At 43.1% G+C, this 14683-nt stretch carries 12 protein-coding genes; all 12 read right to left on the bottom strand.

The genetic code is table 11. The annotated features are described in order from the left end of the window. Positions 1–8: 8 nt before the first annotated feature. The 12 genes from BQ7394_RS19450 to BQ7394_RS19395 all read right to left on the bottom strand — a co-directional run bounded on the left by BQ7394_RS19450 (position 9) and on the right by BQ7394_RS19395 (position 14198). A complete protein-coding gene (locus BQ7394_RS19450; protein ID WP_075558909.1) occupies positions 9–1616 on the bottom strand; it encodes a RagB/SusD family nutrient uptake outer membrane protein in 1608 nt (535 codons plus the stop codon). Between the two features lie 12 nt (positions 1617–1628). Continuing rightward, positions 1629–4928 carry a TonB-dependent receptor gene (locus BQ7394_RS19445; protein WP_075558908.1) on the bottom strand — a complete coding sequence of 1100 codons (3300 nt, stop codon included), beginning with the start codon at positions 4926–4928 and terminating at the stop codon, positions 1629–1631. A 144-nt stretch (positions 4929–5072) separates the two neighbouring features. Then, a complete protein-coding gene (locus tag BQ7394_RS19440; protein WP_075558907.1) occupies positions 5073–6077 on the bottom strand; it encodes a FecR family protein in 1005 nt (334 codons plus the stop codon). Between the two features lie 94 nt (positions 6078–6171). Then, entirely contained in the window at positions 6172–6753 is a 582-nt protein-coding gene (locus tag BQ7394_RS19435) for an RNA polymerase sigma-70 factor (RefSeq protein WP_075560132.1), read from the bottom strand. An 84-nt stretch (positions 6754–6837) separates the two neighbouring features. Further along, positions 6838–7512 (bottom strand): phosphate signaling complex protein PhoU, encoded by a 675-nt coding sequence (phoU, locus tag BQ7394_RS19430; RefSeq protein WP_075558906.1) that lies wholly within the window; start codon positions 7510–7512, stop codon positions 6838–6840. A 39-nt stretch (positions 7513–7551) separates the two neighbouring features. Beyond that, positions 7552–8304 (bottom strand): phosphate ABC transporter ATP-binding protein PstB, encoded by a 753-nt coding sequence (gene pstB / locus BQ7394_RS19425; RefSeq protein WP_075558905.1) that lies wholly within the window; start codon positions 8302–8304, stop codon positions 7552–7554. 43 nt (positions 8305–8347) lie between these two features. After that, on the bottom strand, positions 8348–9235 hold the full coding sequence (pstA, locus tag BQ7394_RS19420) for a phosphate ABC transporter permease PstA (protein WP_075558904.1): 888 nt from the start codon (positions 9233–9235) through the stop codon (positions 8348–8350). Positions 9236–9242: 7 nt separating this feature from the next. After that, positions 9243–10430: a phosphate ABC transporter permease subunit PstC gene (gene pstC, locus BQ7394_RS19415; RefSeq protein ID WP_075558903.1), complete on the bottom strand. Its 1188-nt coding sequence runs from the start codon at positions 10428–10430 to the stop codon at positions 9243–9245. Between the two features lie 165 nt (positions 10431–10595). Further along, on the bottom strand, positions 10596–11036 hold the full coding sequence (locus BQ7394_RS19410) for an HU family DNA-binding protein (RefSeq protein ID WP_075560131.1): 441 nt from the start codon (positions 11034–11036) through the stop codon (positions 10596–10598). 393 nt (positions 11037–11429) lie between these two features. After that, the gene (locus BQ7394_RS19405; protein WP_075558902.1) at positions 11430–12137 is read right to left on the bottom strand and encodes a hypothetical protein; all 708 of its coding nucleotides are present in this window, start codon (positions 12135–12137) and stop codon (positions 11430–11432) included. Between the two features lie 11 nt (positions 12138–12148). After that, on the bottom strand, positions 12149–12883 hold the full coding sequence (locus tag BQ7394_RS19400) for a hypothetical protein (RefSeq protein ID WP_139317729.1): 735 nt from the start codon (positions 12881–12883) through the stop codon (positions 12149–12151). 25 nt (positions 12884–12908) lie between these two features. Further along, positions 12909–14198 carry a leucine-rich repeat protein gene (locus tag BQ7394_RS19395; protein WP_082212039.1) on the bottom strand — a complete coding sequence of 430 codons (1290 nt, stop codon included), beginning with the start codon at positions 14196–14198 and terminating at the stop codon, positions 12909–12911. Between the last annotated feature and the right edge of the window lie 485 nt (positions 14199–14683).

The following is a 14683-nucleotide window of genomic DNA, read 5'->3' as shown; positions in this document are numbered from 1 at the left end:
TATTGTGTTTAATAACCTTCATTCTGGGGAAGAAGGTTGCTGTTTAGTGTTATTTCATTTGTAGGAACACCGAACAGTTCGTGATAGTCCTTTACATTTTTCGCAGCTTCTTTCGGATAGTAAGATTCAGAGAAAAGATATTCGATGTCATTCAGATGAGTAACTCCCTGTATCGCTTTGACCAGGTTATGGGTACGAAATAAGTCGAATTTCCGGTGCCCTTCATAGCAAAGCTCCAGGGCCCGTTCCTTGAGGATAGCTTCACGTAATTGTGCTTGCGACAGGCCTTGTAGTTTCCAACCGGGGTTGATGGTCCCGTCTTCGTTGGTGTAAGCTCTTTCGCGGACTTCATTAATATAGGTAAAGGCTTCATTCGTTTTGTTTTGTTCATTCAAAGCCTCAGCAAATATTAATAAGACGTCTGCCCATCGTAAGAGAGGAAAATTCAGGGAAGTTCCTTCGCGGTCGGCACGGCGGTTCTCCACATCACAGAATTTCACAATATAAGGAGTTCGTACAATTTCTCCTTTGTATTTGATACCTGCTCCCAGATGTTGGGCGGTAGTACCTGTTCCTGCAATAAGTTCCTTGTATTTACTTTCTGAAGCCAGGCGGAAATTGAACTTCCAGCGGTTGTCGTTTTCTGTATCGTACCACTTGTCTTCATCCGGTACATAATAAGACGCGAACGGAAGAAGAGGGGCTATTGCTGCACTGTTTTTATACGGACTGTCCGATTCTTCCGTATAATCTCCGTAGCAGGTAGTCTGACTGGGTAATTCTGTCTTTTCGATTAATGCCTGGGCTGCAAAAAGACTTTCTTTGCTGTTGTTGTATTTAGAATTGAAAACATCGCTGTAATGTGGCAGTAATCCTCGTTTACCTTCAGTATAGAGTTGGCGACAGAGTTCTTCGCATTTGGCATACTCTTTTTCGAAAAGGTATATTTTAGCCATTAACCCGATGGCGCTGCTACGGCTTACCCTTCCTGCATCAGAGGTGCTATACTCGTCGAACTCAGGTAAGTTTTCAGCTGCATATTGCAGATCGGGAAGAGCAACCTCATTCCGGACCTGGGATGCAGGAGTGCGACTTAATGTCAGATAGGCATCTATATCTGTTACCGGTTCGAGTATTACCGGCAGATCCCCGAAGAAGTTGGTCAAGTGGAAGTACAGGAAACCACGGACGAAACGGGCTTCTGCCAGCAGACGTTCCTTAGGTATCTGTTTAAACAAGCTTTCGTCCATTGCTTCGATATTGGCGATTGCCAGGTTGGCGTTGCGAATATATTTGAATCCGTCGCGCCACGTCCATCCGATACGCTCTGCCGATGCATTATGAGTATAAGTTGCTATCGGGTCGAGAGTTGGCCAGTTGTCTGTCGGGGAGCGGGTCCCGATGTCTGTCCCGAATTCCATAACCATCATGGCCTGGCGAGTATATACATTTGCATCGGCAAATGCATTGTATAGGTCGTTAACACAGGAAAGAGCATTGTTTTCGTCGATGAAGAAATTGCTTCCGGCAACATCCCCTTTAGGATTTTCATCCAATAAACCTGAACATGAGCTCAGCAGGAGAAAAACAAACGGTAATATTTTGAAAATTTTCATATGCTATCAGTATTATAAGGTAAATTTAACGCCTAATGTGAAAGAACGGTTCATAGGGTATTGTCCCCAGTCGTAACCTCTTAAAATAGGACTACTTGAATATAAGCTGACTTCCGGATCATATCCCCGGTAGTTACAGATGTTGAACAGGTTATTTCCTGTTGCATAGACGCGGGCAGCGGAAAATCCGATGGGGCTCAACCATTTCATCGGCAGGTCGTAAGCCAGTGTCAGGGACGACAACCGGAGGAAACTGCCGTTTTCCACAAATCTTGTGTCGACCGCATAGATGTATTCGTTACTCGGACGAGCTACCGATGTGTTCGGATTTTCAGGAGTCCAGATCTGTTCTGCCAGATCGCGGTAGCAGTTTACAGCCGAATTACCCGGCAGAAAGTAAGCACTGTTCAGGTTTAAGACATCGTTGCCTACGGAGTATTGGAAGAATGCATTTAAAGAGAGTCCCTTCCAGCTGACCGTCGTGCCGAAACCTCCGAAGAAATCAGGGTTGGCATTTCCTATGACCGTTGAGTTGTTGGGATCGTCTTTGATATCTTTGAATTTAGCATCTCCCGGACGGGCATTCAATCCTTTGGCATCGATTTCTTCTTGCGTCAGGACACCTTCGTATACTTGTCCGTAAAAAAGTCCGATAGGTTCGCCTACTTTCAGTATACTACTGTAATAACCACCCCAATGTTCTCCTACGTATTTATATTTATCCGGTCCCAGACTCAATACTTTACTGCGGTTGGTTGAAATATTGAAGTTAGCATCCCATTTCCAATCCTTATTGTCGATCAATGAAGCATTCAATGAAAGTTCAAATCCTGTATTCTTTAATGATCCCAAGTTTTGTAGCTGTGTGGATTGTCCGATGTATGAAGGAACGGAAATCTTCCAAAGCAAATCGCGTGTCTTCTTATGATAGAAATCCAAAGAACCGCTTAGACGGGAGTTGAAAAGCGAGAAGTCGATACCTAGGTCGAACTGATCGGTCTTTTCCCATGTCAGGTTAGGATTGGGAACTTCGCTCGGAGTATAGGTGACGATTTGGGAACCACCCAGAATCGTACTTCCGGATGAAAAGAGATATTGTGTGGAGTAAATGTCGATAGCCTGGTTACCTACACGACCGTAACTGGTACGCAGTTTCAAATCGTTTATGACGGATTGCTTTTTCATGAAAGCTTCTTCCGTAATGCGCCATCCTACTGATACGGAAGGGAAGAAAGCCCATTTATTTCCTTCTGAGAAACGGGATGAACCGTCATAACGGGCAACGACTGTCAATAAGTAACGATTATCGTACGCATAGTTGATACGTGAAAGATAGGACATGTATCCCCAGTTGTGATAACCGGATTCAACCTTGTCTTTTACCTGTGCGGCATTCAGGTCGTGAAAGCCTGTGATGTCATTGGCAAAATTAGAGACTTCGGTATTCAAGCCTTTGTCATGCCCTTTCTGGGCGGTAAAACCTGCCAGAACGGAAAGTGAATGTACCTCTTTTTTCAGATTATATGTCAACGTATGTTCCGTCAATAGGTCCTGGCTCTCGGATGTGAGGGCCTTTGCACTATTCGTCTTTTCCAGGTACGAACCTTTTCTGGGTGAGAAATAATCTTCACGCTGGTAATTCCACTTTACACCTAATGTCGATTTCCATACCCAGTGAGGGTCGAGTTTGAATTGTAGATAAGAATTGTTCAGCAGATAATATCCGTTTTTTTCGTCGGTCGGCAACAATGCTTCGGCTAACGGGTTACGTCCGGTCGGACGGCTGGGCTCCGTATAGTTGTATGAACCGTCTTCATTCACGGCACTTCCTATAGGAGACATACCGACGCCATATACAGCCATTTCGAAATGGTTGTCGGGATCGGAAGGCATGGTCGATAGATCATGAAACTCATGAGAAAGGCTGACGGTCGTTCCCATACTGAACCACGGCTTGATCTCCGCATCCACGTTTGTGCGGAATGTTGTGCGGTTGAATCCGGAACCGATCATAATACCTTCCTGGTCGAAATGATTGACGGAAACAAGATATTTGATCTTTTCAGTACCGCCTCTGCTGGAAAAGTTGAGATTGTAAACCGGAGCAGTACGGAAAAGCTCATCCTGCCAGTCAACACCTGTGACCTTGGATGGATCGGCATAAGGAATTGTCGTCCCGTTGATCTGGGCTACTTTGTTCAAATAGGATGCATATTCGGTTGCTGAAAGTAAGTCGATTTTATGGGGTAGTTTTTGCCAACCGTAGGAAGCTTCTACATCGAATGTTGCTTTGCCGGCTTTACCACGTTTGGTTGTTACCAGAATGACACCATTGGAACCACGAGCACCGTATATAGCCGTGGATGTTGCGTCTTTCAACACTTCGATGGACTCTATATCGTTCGGGTTTAATGAATTCAGGTCACCGGCATCAACAAATCCGTCGATCACATACAGAGGTTCGTTACTGGCAGAAAGGGAGTTGCCACCTCGGATACGAATGGATGAAGATGTTCCGGGCGTACCGTTTGACTGAACGACTTGCATACCGGCAACACGTCCGCGAAGCAACTGGTCGACACGCGGCACGGGTTGTTCGATCAAGTCTTGCCCGCGAACGGAACTTATGGCGCTGATCAGGTCCGATTTCTTTTGTGTACCGTATCCTACGACAACGACTTCTTCCAGATTTTGTGTGTCTTCCGTCATTTTAATGGATAGGGTCGTTTGTGTACCTGCCTTTATCTGTAAGGGGTTATAGCCGATATAACTGATCTCCAGGATATCGCCGGGAGTAGCCTGAAGGGTGAACTTGCCGTCCAGGTCTGTGACAGTCCCGTTCGTAGTCCCCTTGACCATGATATTGGCACCAATGATCGGTTCCCCTTTTTCGTCGGTGACGGTACCGCTTATCGTTCCCGACTGGCGGGATGATTGAGTCGGTTGAGGTGCTTTCTCCGGTTTGATGATAATGTGCTTGTTCTTGATCTCGTATTTCAGGCCTTTCCCTTTCAGTACCTGGTTTAATACATCGTTGATAGATTCACTGCTTATTTGCAGACTGACTTTTTGCCGGGTATCGACATCTCCGGTCTCAAAAAAGAAAATGTAATCGCTCTGTTTCCTGATCGTCTCGAAAGCTTCTTTCAGAGTTACATTCTGCAGATTCAACGTGCTCTTTTGATTTTGTGGTAATGCTGCAAATGTTTGCTGGATACTGGCTGTAAAGAGTATCAAACATAACAGGGCTACCTGGAGCCTGGAGCAAACAATTAGCGTGATTTTTCTTTCTTTATAAAGAATGTTTTCCATACTTTTGTAATGTGATTAGAATTTAACTATTAAGTTTTAATGAACTCGTGAGTCGGGAAATGGTGCGAACATTTTCCGGCTCTTTTTTTGTGCTTTTCTCTTTCCTTTTCTGGTTCTCCTTTCTTTATGGGGTTATCAACTGTTTTAATATATCTCAATGATATTGTTATTGCGTCTGTAAGTGAATTTTTCACTGGATGACATGATTGTCAGGATATCGTCGAGTGTATCCGTATTGCGGAATTCTCCGAAGAAACGAAGTTGCCGGCGTTCGGGATTACGGAAGATAAATGTTACGTCGAAAGCTTTTTCCAGTTGTCCGGCAATTTCGTCGAAACTGATCTCGTTGAAGAAGTGTGCTCCTGTGGTCCATTGACAGACAGCCTCCGTAGAAACTTTCCGTACTTCTGTTTTTCCCGTCAGTTTGTTATATATAGCTTGCTGTTGGGGTACCATGATAACGGAATTGGAGGGAGCAGCTTTATCGATCATATTCACGGAACCTTCTGCCAGGGTTACGGCGATCTCCTGTTCGTCGGAATAGGCTTTGACATTGAATTTTGTTCCCAATACCTTTACATCGATCTCTTTGGCATTGACGATGAAGGGGAGCTTTTCGTTACGGGCAACTTCAAAATAGCCTTCGCCTTCCAATGCTACCTGCCGGTGCTTTTGGGAAAATCCGGGCTGGCAGCTGAACTTACTGCCGGCATTTAACCATACGATAGTTCCGTCTTCCAGCTGGAGACGGCTGCGTGAACCGAGCGGTACTTCGATGGTGCGTACTATCGCCTGGTCGTCCTGCCGGCCGGATCGGTCGAACAGGTATAATCCGGCACTGCCCAGGAAAACTCCGATTAACAGGGAGGCTGCGATATGGGTATATTTCCGTAAGAACAGCTGCTTAGGCTTCTGTAATCCGGCCTGTTCGGCGAAACGGCGGAATACGGCTTCGTTCTTTCTTTTTTTCTTATGATGTATGTCGTATGAGGATAACCATAACTCGGTCATCTCATAATAATATCTTTTATGAGACTCGTCAGCGGCTACCCAACGACCGAGTTCTTTCTCCTGTTCACGGGAAAGCGATCGGTTCAGATAGCCGGTAATCAGTTCGTCGTAGTATTCTTGTTGTCTTTTCTGATCCATTTTTATTGCTTCTTACCCTAAAGACAACATTCCAATAGTGCGAGGGTAGTGGAAAATGAAATATTTTTTCAAAAAATAATCCGGCAGTAAATAATCAGAAAAGTAGGGAGGATAAATATCCCTTCATACGACTGCGGAGAGTGGCAAGAGCCTGCTTGATATGATATTTGACAGTATTGACGGATATACCTACTTTATCGGCTATTTCATCATAACCTAGTTCTTCGATCCGGCTACAGATAAAAACCTGCCGGGTTTCGCGAGGCAGTTTATCTATCTCTCGGAGTATTTGTTCACTGAGTTCTTTTTCCAGCAAATGTCCCAATGGATATTCATCAGACAGGAACATACCCTGAAGGATCGCTTCCGGATATTCTTCATAGTCGTCGAGGCTGATCTCCCGGTCTGCGAATATTTTCTTCTGGTAGTTAAGTGCATAGTTACGTATGCAACAAACCAGATAGGCTTGTAGGGAAGAGGTAATACGGAGAGATGTGCGTGTTTCCCATATATGGGATAATACGTCTCCGACAATGGTATCGGCCACCGTATCATCCCTTACATATTGACAGGCAATACGAAATAGAAGATGATAATAGTTGTCAAATAAAGTACGGTAAGCTTTACTTTCCCCACTTCTTAACCCGTCTATTAATTCTGTTTCATGAATCTCCACGATAGTATTGTAGATGTTGGTCCCTTTTCGGGATACAATATTACGAGATAGAAACGTAAAACACAAATCTTATTTATGCCTATTTTAATTTTCTGTTTTTCCGATATGCTTCATTACTTTAGCATCCAGATAGAAGATCAACTCTTCGGCGATATTCGTACAATGGTCGCCGAAGCGTTCCATCTTACGGATCACACCTGCCATATAAAGTCCGACCAGGGCGCTTCCCGGATGTTTCTCGATGTAGTCGGCAATGATCCGGGTGGAGTTATGGTTAATCTCGTCGATCAGGTTGTCTTTGAGGAAAATACGGGAGGCTATTTCCGAACTTTCTTTTTCGAAGGCCTCCTGGCTGAGGGTAAGCATATTGAGCAGTTCTTTCAGCATCTCTTCTACCCGTGTCTCTTTGATCAGTTGCGGATCGACGGGGGCACCTTCCGGCAGGTTTCCTGCAAAACGGGCGATGCTTTCGGCAAAATCACCCAGGCGTTCCAAGTTCGTATTGATTTTGTACATGGCAAGAACAAAACGCAGGTCGACGGCGACAGGAGCGTAAAGGGCGATGATATCTTCGCAATCGCTGTCTATCTTCAACTCGAAAGCATTCACACGACGTTCGCGGCTGATCACTTTATAAGCCAGTTCCTTATCTCCGGTAAGCATCGCTTCGCCGGCATTATATAATTGTTGGTGGACCAAAGCCCACATTTCGCTGATACTGTTTTTTAAGGAGGCAATCTCCTGATCTATAACTTTCATATATATATAATCTTTTAATTTTCAATTCTCGATTTTCAATTACCCGAACCTTCCCGTAATGTAATTCTGAGTCGACTCCTTCTCCGGATTGGTAAATATCTTTCGTGTATTATCGAACTCGATCAGTTCACCCAGATAAAAATACCCCGTTTTGTCGCTCACACGAGCTGCTTGCTGCATATTATGAGTAACGATCACGATCGTATATTCGCTTTTGAGCTCGTGTATCAGATCTTCGATCTTGCTGGTGGAAATCGGGTCGAGGGCCGAAGTCGGCTCATCCATCAAAAGAATAGAGGGGGAGATCGCCAATGCACGGGCAATACACAAGCGTTGCTGCTGACCGCCGGATAATGCGAAGGCCGACTCTTTCAGTTTGTCTTTTACCTCATCCCAGAGAACTACCTGTTTAAGAGTTTTGACAACTGTCTCTTCGATATAATCGTTATCGTTTATTCCGTTTACACGTAGTCCGTAGGCAACGTTTTCGAAGATCGTTTTAGGAAAAGGGTTCGGTTTCTGGAATACCATACCTACATTCTTACGAAGCTGGTCCACTTTCTCTCCCTTATCATAAATATTACGGTTGTCGATCAGGATATTGCCGGTCATACGAGTATCGGGGATCAGGTCGTTCATACGGTTAAACAATCGCAGGAAGGTAGACTTACCGCAGCCCGACGGCCCGATAAAGGCAACGGAGGTGTTTGCTTCAATTTGCATCGAGATATTCTTTAAGGCATGGAAATCGCCATAATAGAAATCTACGTTACGGGCATCAATCTTTATCATATTCTTTTTGTTGTTTTTTATTGTTGTAGTTGTAATATATCAGTTAGTTCATTTTTACTTTCTTTGCGAAATACTTTCTCAGTGCATTGGCAAGTAAGTTGACAACTAACACGATTGCAATCAGGACCAATGCTGTTCCGTAGGCCATTCCACGGGATGCTTCGATGTCCGTACCGCTGGTTGAAATTACGTACAGATGGTAAGGCAATGCCATACATTGGTCAAAGATACTTTCCGGCAGCTGAGGCAGGAAGTAGGCGGCTACAGTGAACAGGATAGGAGCCGTCTCTCCCGACACACGTCCCACCGACAGGATCAGCCCGGTAATGATATTCGGAAAAGCCATCGGGAGTACCACTCGCCGGATAGTCTGTAACTTGGTAGCTCCCAGTGCCAGACTCCCGTGACGGAACGAGTCATCGATACTTTTCAAGGCCTCTTCCGTGGTACGGATAATCAGCGGCAACGACATCAATGCCAGTGTGAATGAACCGGCAATGATCGAGTCTCCCCACCCCAATGTAACAACAAACAGGGACATACCGAACAAACCGAACACCACTGAAGGGACACCGCTCAGATTGTTTGTCATGATACGGATGAAACGGATCAGTTTTCCGTTTGTCGCATATTCATTCATATAAATACCGCTCATGATCCCGATCGGAAAGCTGATCAGACTACTACCCAGTACCAGGTAAAGCGTACCGACGATGGCGGGATAAATCCCTCCGGCAGTCATTCCTTCTGCGGGAGCTTCCGTAAGGAAATCCCAACTGATTACTTTACCTCCTTTTATAATGATAAATCCGAGGATGAGAAAAAGAATAACGACGACCAGATAGCTAAGAAGCGTAAATATGCCGAATGCCAGTTTCTGTGAAGTCCGTTTCTTTATATCGATATTGCCTAGTTTCAGAATAGGTGCCATAACTTATTTAGATTTTTCTTTTGGATGAAATATATTCTACCGTGATACTTAATATCAGTGTGATAATGAACAGAACGGCTCCCAGCAGGAACAAAGCCTGATAATGAGCGCCTCCGGCCGGAGCTTCTCCCAGTTCGGCTGCGATCGTGGCAGGGATGGTTCGTACCGGTTCAAAGAACGAGGTCGGTATGACTGCGGCATTCCCTGTTACCATCAGTACGGCCATTGTTTCGCCGATAGCCCGGCCGATACCGAGAACCACTGCTGAGGTGATACCCGAAATGGAGTAGGGAATGATTACCTTATAAATTGTTTGCCATTGGGTGGCTCCTAATGCGAGGCTAGCCTCTTTCATTGCCCGCGGTGTGGTGCGCATGGCATCTTCTGCAACGGTGATAATGGTCGGTAATGCCATGATAGCCAGAACGACACTGCCGGCAAAAGCTGTTTCTCCGACCGAAAGGTTCAGTCCTTTTTGTATCAACGGGACAATTACCACTAGTCCGAAAAAGCCATATACAACGGAAGGAATACCTGCCAGAAGTTCGATAACCGGTTTGAGTATTTCCCGGGTGCGTTTGTTGGCTATTTCAGCCAGGTAGATGGCAACTGCCATACCGAAAGGTAAAGAAAGAACGATTGCCCCGATGCTGACCAACAAGGTTCCCAATAATAACGGGATCAATCCGAAGATAGGAGCTGGTGCTGAGGTCGGGTACCATTTTGTTCCGGCAAAGAAATCGGAGAGTGAGATCTTTTCTTCTGGGAGGACTGTCCCGTCAAAAGGCTCAGCCAGATATTGTTGAGGGAAGAAAGCTATTATTCCCGGCTCTTTGCCGACCAGTTCACTGATCTTTTCGGGGACATACTGGAATTCGTCGCCCAGTTCTTCTTCACTGTAATACTGTGTCAGATCGGAAAAACGGAAAACCAGGATTTCTTCATCTTTACCGTTCACCTCTTTCCAGTTGGTTATCTTGGCATCGAAAATATCCATGATCGTTTCCGGTGAAAGATGGCTTACGTCATTCCCCTTATTCACAGCAAGTACATATCCTTCTTCCACTACCGGACTGCTGAAAAGACCGGATGCTTCTTTAAAAAGAAAAAAGACAATCAACAGGATCGTGAAACTGGTTACACTTCCGCTGATCAGGAGTCCTCCTTCTACAATTTTTTCAAAAAACTTTCTCACGTCATTTACCTGTTTGTTCTGAGTGCAAAGTAAGGTAACATGTATTAAGAACAGGTTAAGGCGCTTTGAAGTAAATGTTACATTGGTGTTGCAAAAATGTTACACATGGAATGAGCGGAATAAAAAAGCCGGACTACGCAAAGCCCGGCTTCTTGACAGATCATATTATTCTATTACAGGTCTGTCGTCATCAGTAGAATCATCATTATCAGAAGTGCTGTCTTTTTCATTGAAGATTACTTCAATTTCATCCAGCATCTTCTTTAAATCAGTACAAGGAATGAAACGTAACTTCATCCGATAGATAGAATCTGCATTAGCCTCACTTTCCACGAGGCTGCTTTTAGCATTAAAGGTAGGAACATAGGTGCCAATACCTTCTACTCGAACCGCATGCCCCTGAAGGATATACGTTCGCATGGATACAGCCAAAGCATCCAGGGTGGCGACTACATTGCCTTTATTAACACCAGATACTAATGCGATTTGCTCGCACAGATCTTTAAACGGTACGACTGCACCCCGATCGGGAGTGACTACGTACTTCTCAGTCTTCGTCTTATCAAAACCGAAGGCTTTTTTAATGCGTCTAAATTTTAACGCCATAATTTGATATATTTTATGTGGAACCAACATGATCTCCACAATGCAAACATACTACAAGTTTATTACAATAACAAATTTGTTTTGTGTAAAAGGTGAGATATTTTTCATTGAATTTAATGCGTTGATATATAACATATTGATGATTTTGATTTTCTCTTCCTTTAGTTGTGATAGTAGTTGTAGTAATAGTTTTATTATGAAGATAAACAACAATATCACCTGTACTTAAAACATGACCTTACATAGGATCAATAGTAATAGCTTTAGTCTTTGTTACAGTAGTAAAAGCAACCTTGTTTTCACTATGAAGAGTATCTTTATGTAGATTGTGGGCAAAAAACAAGCGGGTACGACTTTCGACGCACCCGCTTGTTTTGTAAATCGGATCTCCCTTTAAAACTCGGCTCCAATTTTTATGGAGATACCATTGATGTTATCTCCTTCGTCTTGCTGGAATGAATACCCTAAAGAGAGATTCAAGGCAAATGTTTCCGAAAGCATATATTTCACACCGACGGAAGGAGCAGCATATAATCCTCCACCCCGAAACTCACCATCTGCCACGAACGTGTATCCTCCTTTCAGACCGATGAAAGGAACGATGGATCCTTGCATGAGATTACCCCTTAGGTCTAGGAACAAGGGGATAAAGGGAATGTTTTCTCCATTCCACCACATATCCATATAATAATGGATTCCAACTCCTATGCCGGTAAAGAAGTAGGGGGTAAACTGACGTCCGTGCGAAGTGGTCAGCTCCAGCCTGTCCGCACCGGAATCGCCTAACCCTTTTGTAAAGCCGAAATCCACGAACCCCCGGTAACCGGTGATGTCGCCTGCCGGAGCCAATGCGCTTGTTGTCCGTTTCGTTTGTATCCGGCTCTCCTTCGTGATCTTCTCCACTTCGTCCATTCGATAAACAAAGATGCTCCCGTCTGCTGTCTGAATTTTCAAGGACCGGCCGACGACTTGCTCGATAATCGTGCCCCGTATCATGCTGCCGTTTTTCAGGTAGACGACTTCCTGGAGAGGGTTTTGAGAGTGAGCTGCGTTTCCCCCTGCAAACAAAACAAGGAAGAATAATAGAATAAAACGTTTCATGTCGTTATTTTTTAAGAGTTATGTTTTTTTTCGACAACATCCGAATACTTTACAATTCCGTCTTTGAATAAAAAAGTTTTAAGAAAGTGATACAGTTCTTCTTGCATACTTGTTTCCAACAACGGAGATATAAAAACTGATTCAATCAATACGTTCGAATCAACCTTTAATGTTTTAGCCGCAGCGTTGGACGACAATATCCCTAAGCGAAGTTCTTTTTCTTCTTTATAAGAAATATACTTCGTAAACAAGGTGTGCCTATGGTCATTCGATAAAAGCAGCTTCTCTTCATACTGTACCTTAGAAATATAAACAGGTTCTTCCGGAACTTCCTGAATCGAATCGATCAAAGATTGAAGAGTTGTTTGAATGGCAATTCCACAAGGCCCATCTAAGTAGCTTTTCCACAAAAGATAATTTTCGTGGTCAGATACACTCCAGCAACTGACAAAAGCATTTGGCTTTGTTGTTGTCTCAGGAATATTTTCGTTTTCTCCTACAACTTGAAAAGCCAAGAATGGATTTACATGTCGTTTATCTCCTTTTTGATAGACTCTAATTCCCATTTCCCTTTTATCACCCATTTTATTCCTGTTAGGAAAGTACAAAGAACCACGCCACAAAGAAAAGAATTTGCACAAATCCATGTATCGCCAGATTTTTATTTCTGACAAGGGGCGATCTGTATATAAGTCTTTATGAACAAATATATTGTCTTGTTCTTGTATAAAGCAGGAAATGTCCATAATTATAAATTATTAAAACGGTATATTATTCTTCTATAGTAGCTTTATGAACCCACATTCCACAGGGTAGATATTTGGGGTATTCAACTGCAGAACCACTTTGTCCCCCTTTTTCATAAATACCTTTACTGCCTTTAGGTACATATAAAGTATCACAGGTTACATATTGAGGATTATTTATATCTAAAGGATATTTGAAAACGGGGGGAGTTTTTGAACGCATGTGAACAGATTTAGCACTTCCAAAAGCTCTATAACCTATCTCTTTTACATTTTCCAAAATAACTATCTTATCACCAGGAGCAAGCAAAGCCTCTTCCCCTATCTTCGTTAAATTTGTAGCCAATGAAAGATCCGGCCGTGTTTTTATTTCCTTAAAAGCACTTTTCCCTATTTCTACAACATTCTTTAAATCTTCCGCTTTTATTTCCAAGTCATGTTGCCATGTAAAAGCATAATCTCTTATATATTTAGCATCAGGCATAGATACTTTTTTTAGAGAACCATTTGTTATCAAGGAATTTATTTCTTCAACCCCATTTAATTCAAGATATTCTATACTTGTTCCTGAAAAAGCATTTGTTAAAAGGATCACATTACCCGATGTTTTTACTTTCTTCAATGTTGCTTGTAAAGAGCTAAAAGCTTGTTTTTCAATCTTATTTAGACTTGAAGGGAAATTAAGCTCAACCCAACTTTCGCCTTTTTCTGCAAATCTTGCACTCTCAAAAGCACTTTCTCTGATTTCTTGTAAGCCTTCGCTTAGTAAATTTGATATATCGTATATTAAACGACCTCCCCCAAAAGCTTCAGCCTCTATAACTTCTATGTTTTTAGGGTATTTTACATAAAAACAACTACATAAATCCCCAGCTATTGGATACAAATGATTTGCTAAATAAATTTCTCCTTTGAAAGTAGATTCTACAAATTGAGTTTCAGAAAGATCCAGAATGGGGTAAAGGTCACCACCAGCTATAGATTCCACATCTTTCACTCTCCAATTATATCCAAAATCAGCTTTAGCATTCTTCAGATATTCGATATCCTCCATGCTCAACTTGCCTTTTACTATCAGGGTATCTATCGATATGACATTTACAGTCTCTTCTTTCATTTCGAAATTAGGAAGTTGTTCCTCAAACAATTGCCCAAATGTTCCGGGATTTTCAACGTTAACAATCATAGTTTTTGATTTCACCCCTTCATTACCACCACCCGGTTTATCGGGTGTCGGTTCATCTCCATCACTACCACAAGAACTAAAGCCTACTAAGCAAGCCAACATGCTTGCCATCAAATAACGTATTTTCATATCGCTATACAGTTTTCGCCCTCCAGCTCCCCAACCGGACCGTTCTAAAAATAAATTTCATAATAGTACATATAAAAAAAGAGCGTGGGAACTGTACCTGTTACTTATCCCACAACTCCAGGCCTTCGCATTGCCTATCAAAAAGAGGATAAGCAACGCAGAAGCCCACGCCGATATGTATATAGCCTCATCTGTCCATTCGGAACATATGAAGTATATGTGTACACATCCCGTAGACATCTACCGCTGCCCTGTCTCCTCTTTTTGATCTCAAAGTTGCGAAGTTTGGAGTCATAGAAGACAAGACGTCAAGTAAACGCCTTTTTCATATATGTCTGTCGCCCACCCTTTCAAATCGGCGTGGGTGACAGGGGCAAAGATACATCTTTTTGGATTTCTATCCTATTGTGATATATATATTTTGATGAAGTTCTTATTATGTATAGGGAAGTTGTTTGAAAGGAGTCTTGCGGTTACTTACTGGT

The sequence above is a fragment of the Parabacteroides timonensis genome (genome assembly GCF_900128505.1).
Classification (GTDB): Bacteria; Bacteroidota; Bacteroidia; order Bacteroidales; family Tannerellaceae; genus Parabacteroides; species Parabacteroides timonensis.
This window is presented reverse-complemented; position numbering and strand designations above follow the sequence as displayed.

Bases quoted from the DNA above. Each gene is read 5' to 3' on its own strand.
- BQ7394_RS19450 (WP_075558909.1), bottom strand. From the start codon at position 1,616: ATGAAAATTTTCAAAATATTACCGTTTGTTTTTCTCCTGCTGAGCTCA.
- BQ7394_RS19445 (WP_075558908.1), bottom strand. From the start codon at position 4,928: ATGGAAAACATTCTTTATAAAGAAAGAAAAATCACGCTAATTGTTTGC.
- BQ7394_RS19440 (WP_075558907.1), bottom strand. From the start codon at position 6,077: ATGGATCAGAAAAGACAACAAGAATACTACGACGAACTGATTACCGGC.
- phoU (WP_075558906.1), bottom strand. From the start codon at position 7,512: ATGAAAGTTATAGATCAGGAGATTGCCTCCTTAAAAAACAGTATCAGC.
- pstB (WP_075558905.1), bottom strand. From the start codon at position 8,304: ATGATAAAGATTGATGCCCGTAACGTAGATTTCTATTATGGCGATTTC.
- pstA (WP_075558904.1), bottom strand. From the start codon at position 9,235: ATGGCACCTATTCTGAAACTAGGCAATATCGATATAAAGAAACGGACT.
- BQ7394_RS19410 (WP_075560131.1), bottom strand. From the start codon at position 11,036: ATGGCGTTAAAATTTAGACGCATTAAAAAAGCCTTCGGTTTTGATAAG.
- BQ7394_RS19405 (WP_075558902.1), bottom strand. From the start codon at position 12,137: ATGAAACGTTTTATTCTATTATTCTTCCTTGTTTTGTTTGCAGGGGGA.
- BQ7394_RS19400 (WP_139317729.1), bottom strand. From the start codon at position 12,883: ATGGACATTTCCTGCTTTATACAAGAACAAGACAATATATTTGTTCAT.
- BQ7394_RS19395 (WP_082212039.1), bottom strand. From the start codon at position 14,198: ATGAAAATACGTTATTTGATGGCAAGCATGTTGGCTTGCTTAGTAGGC.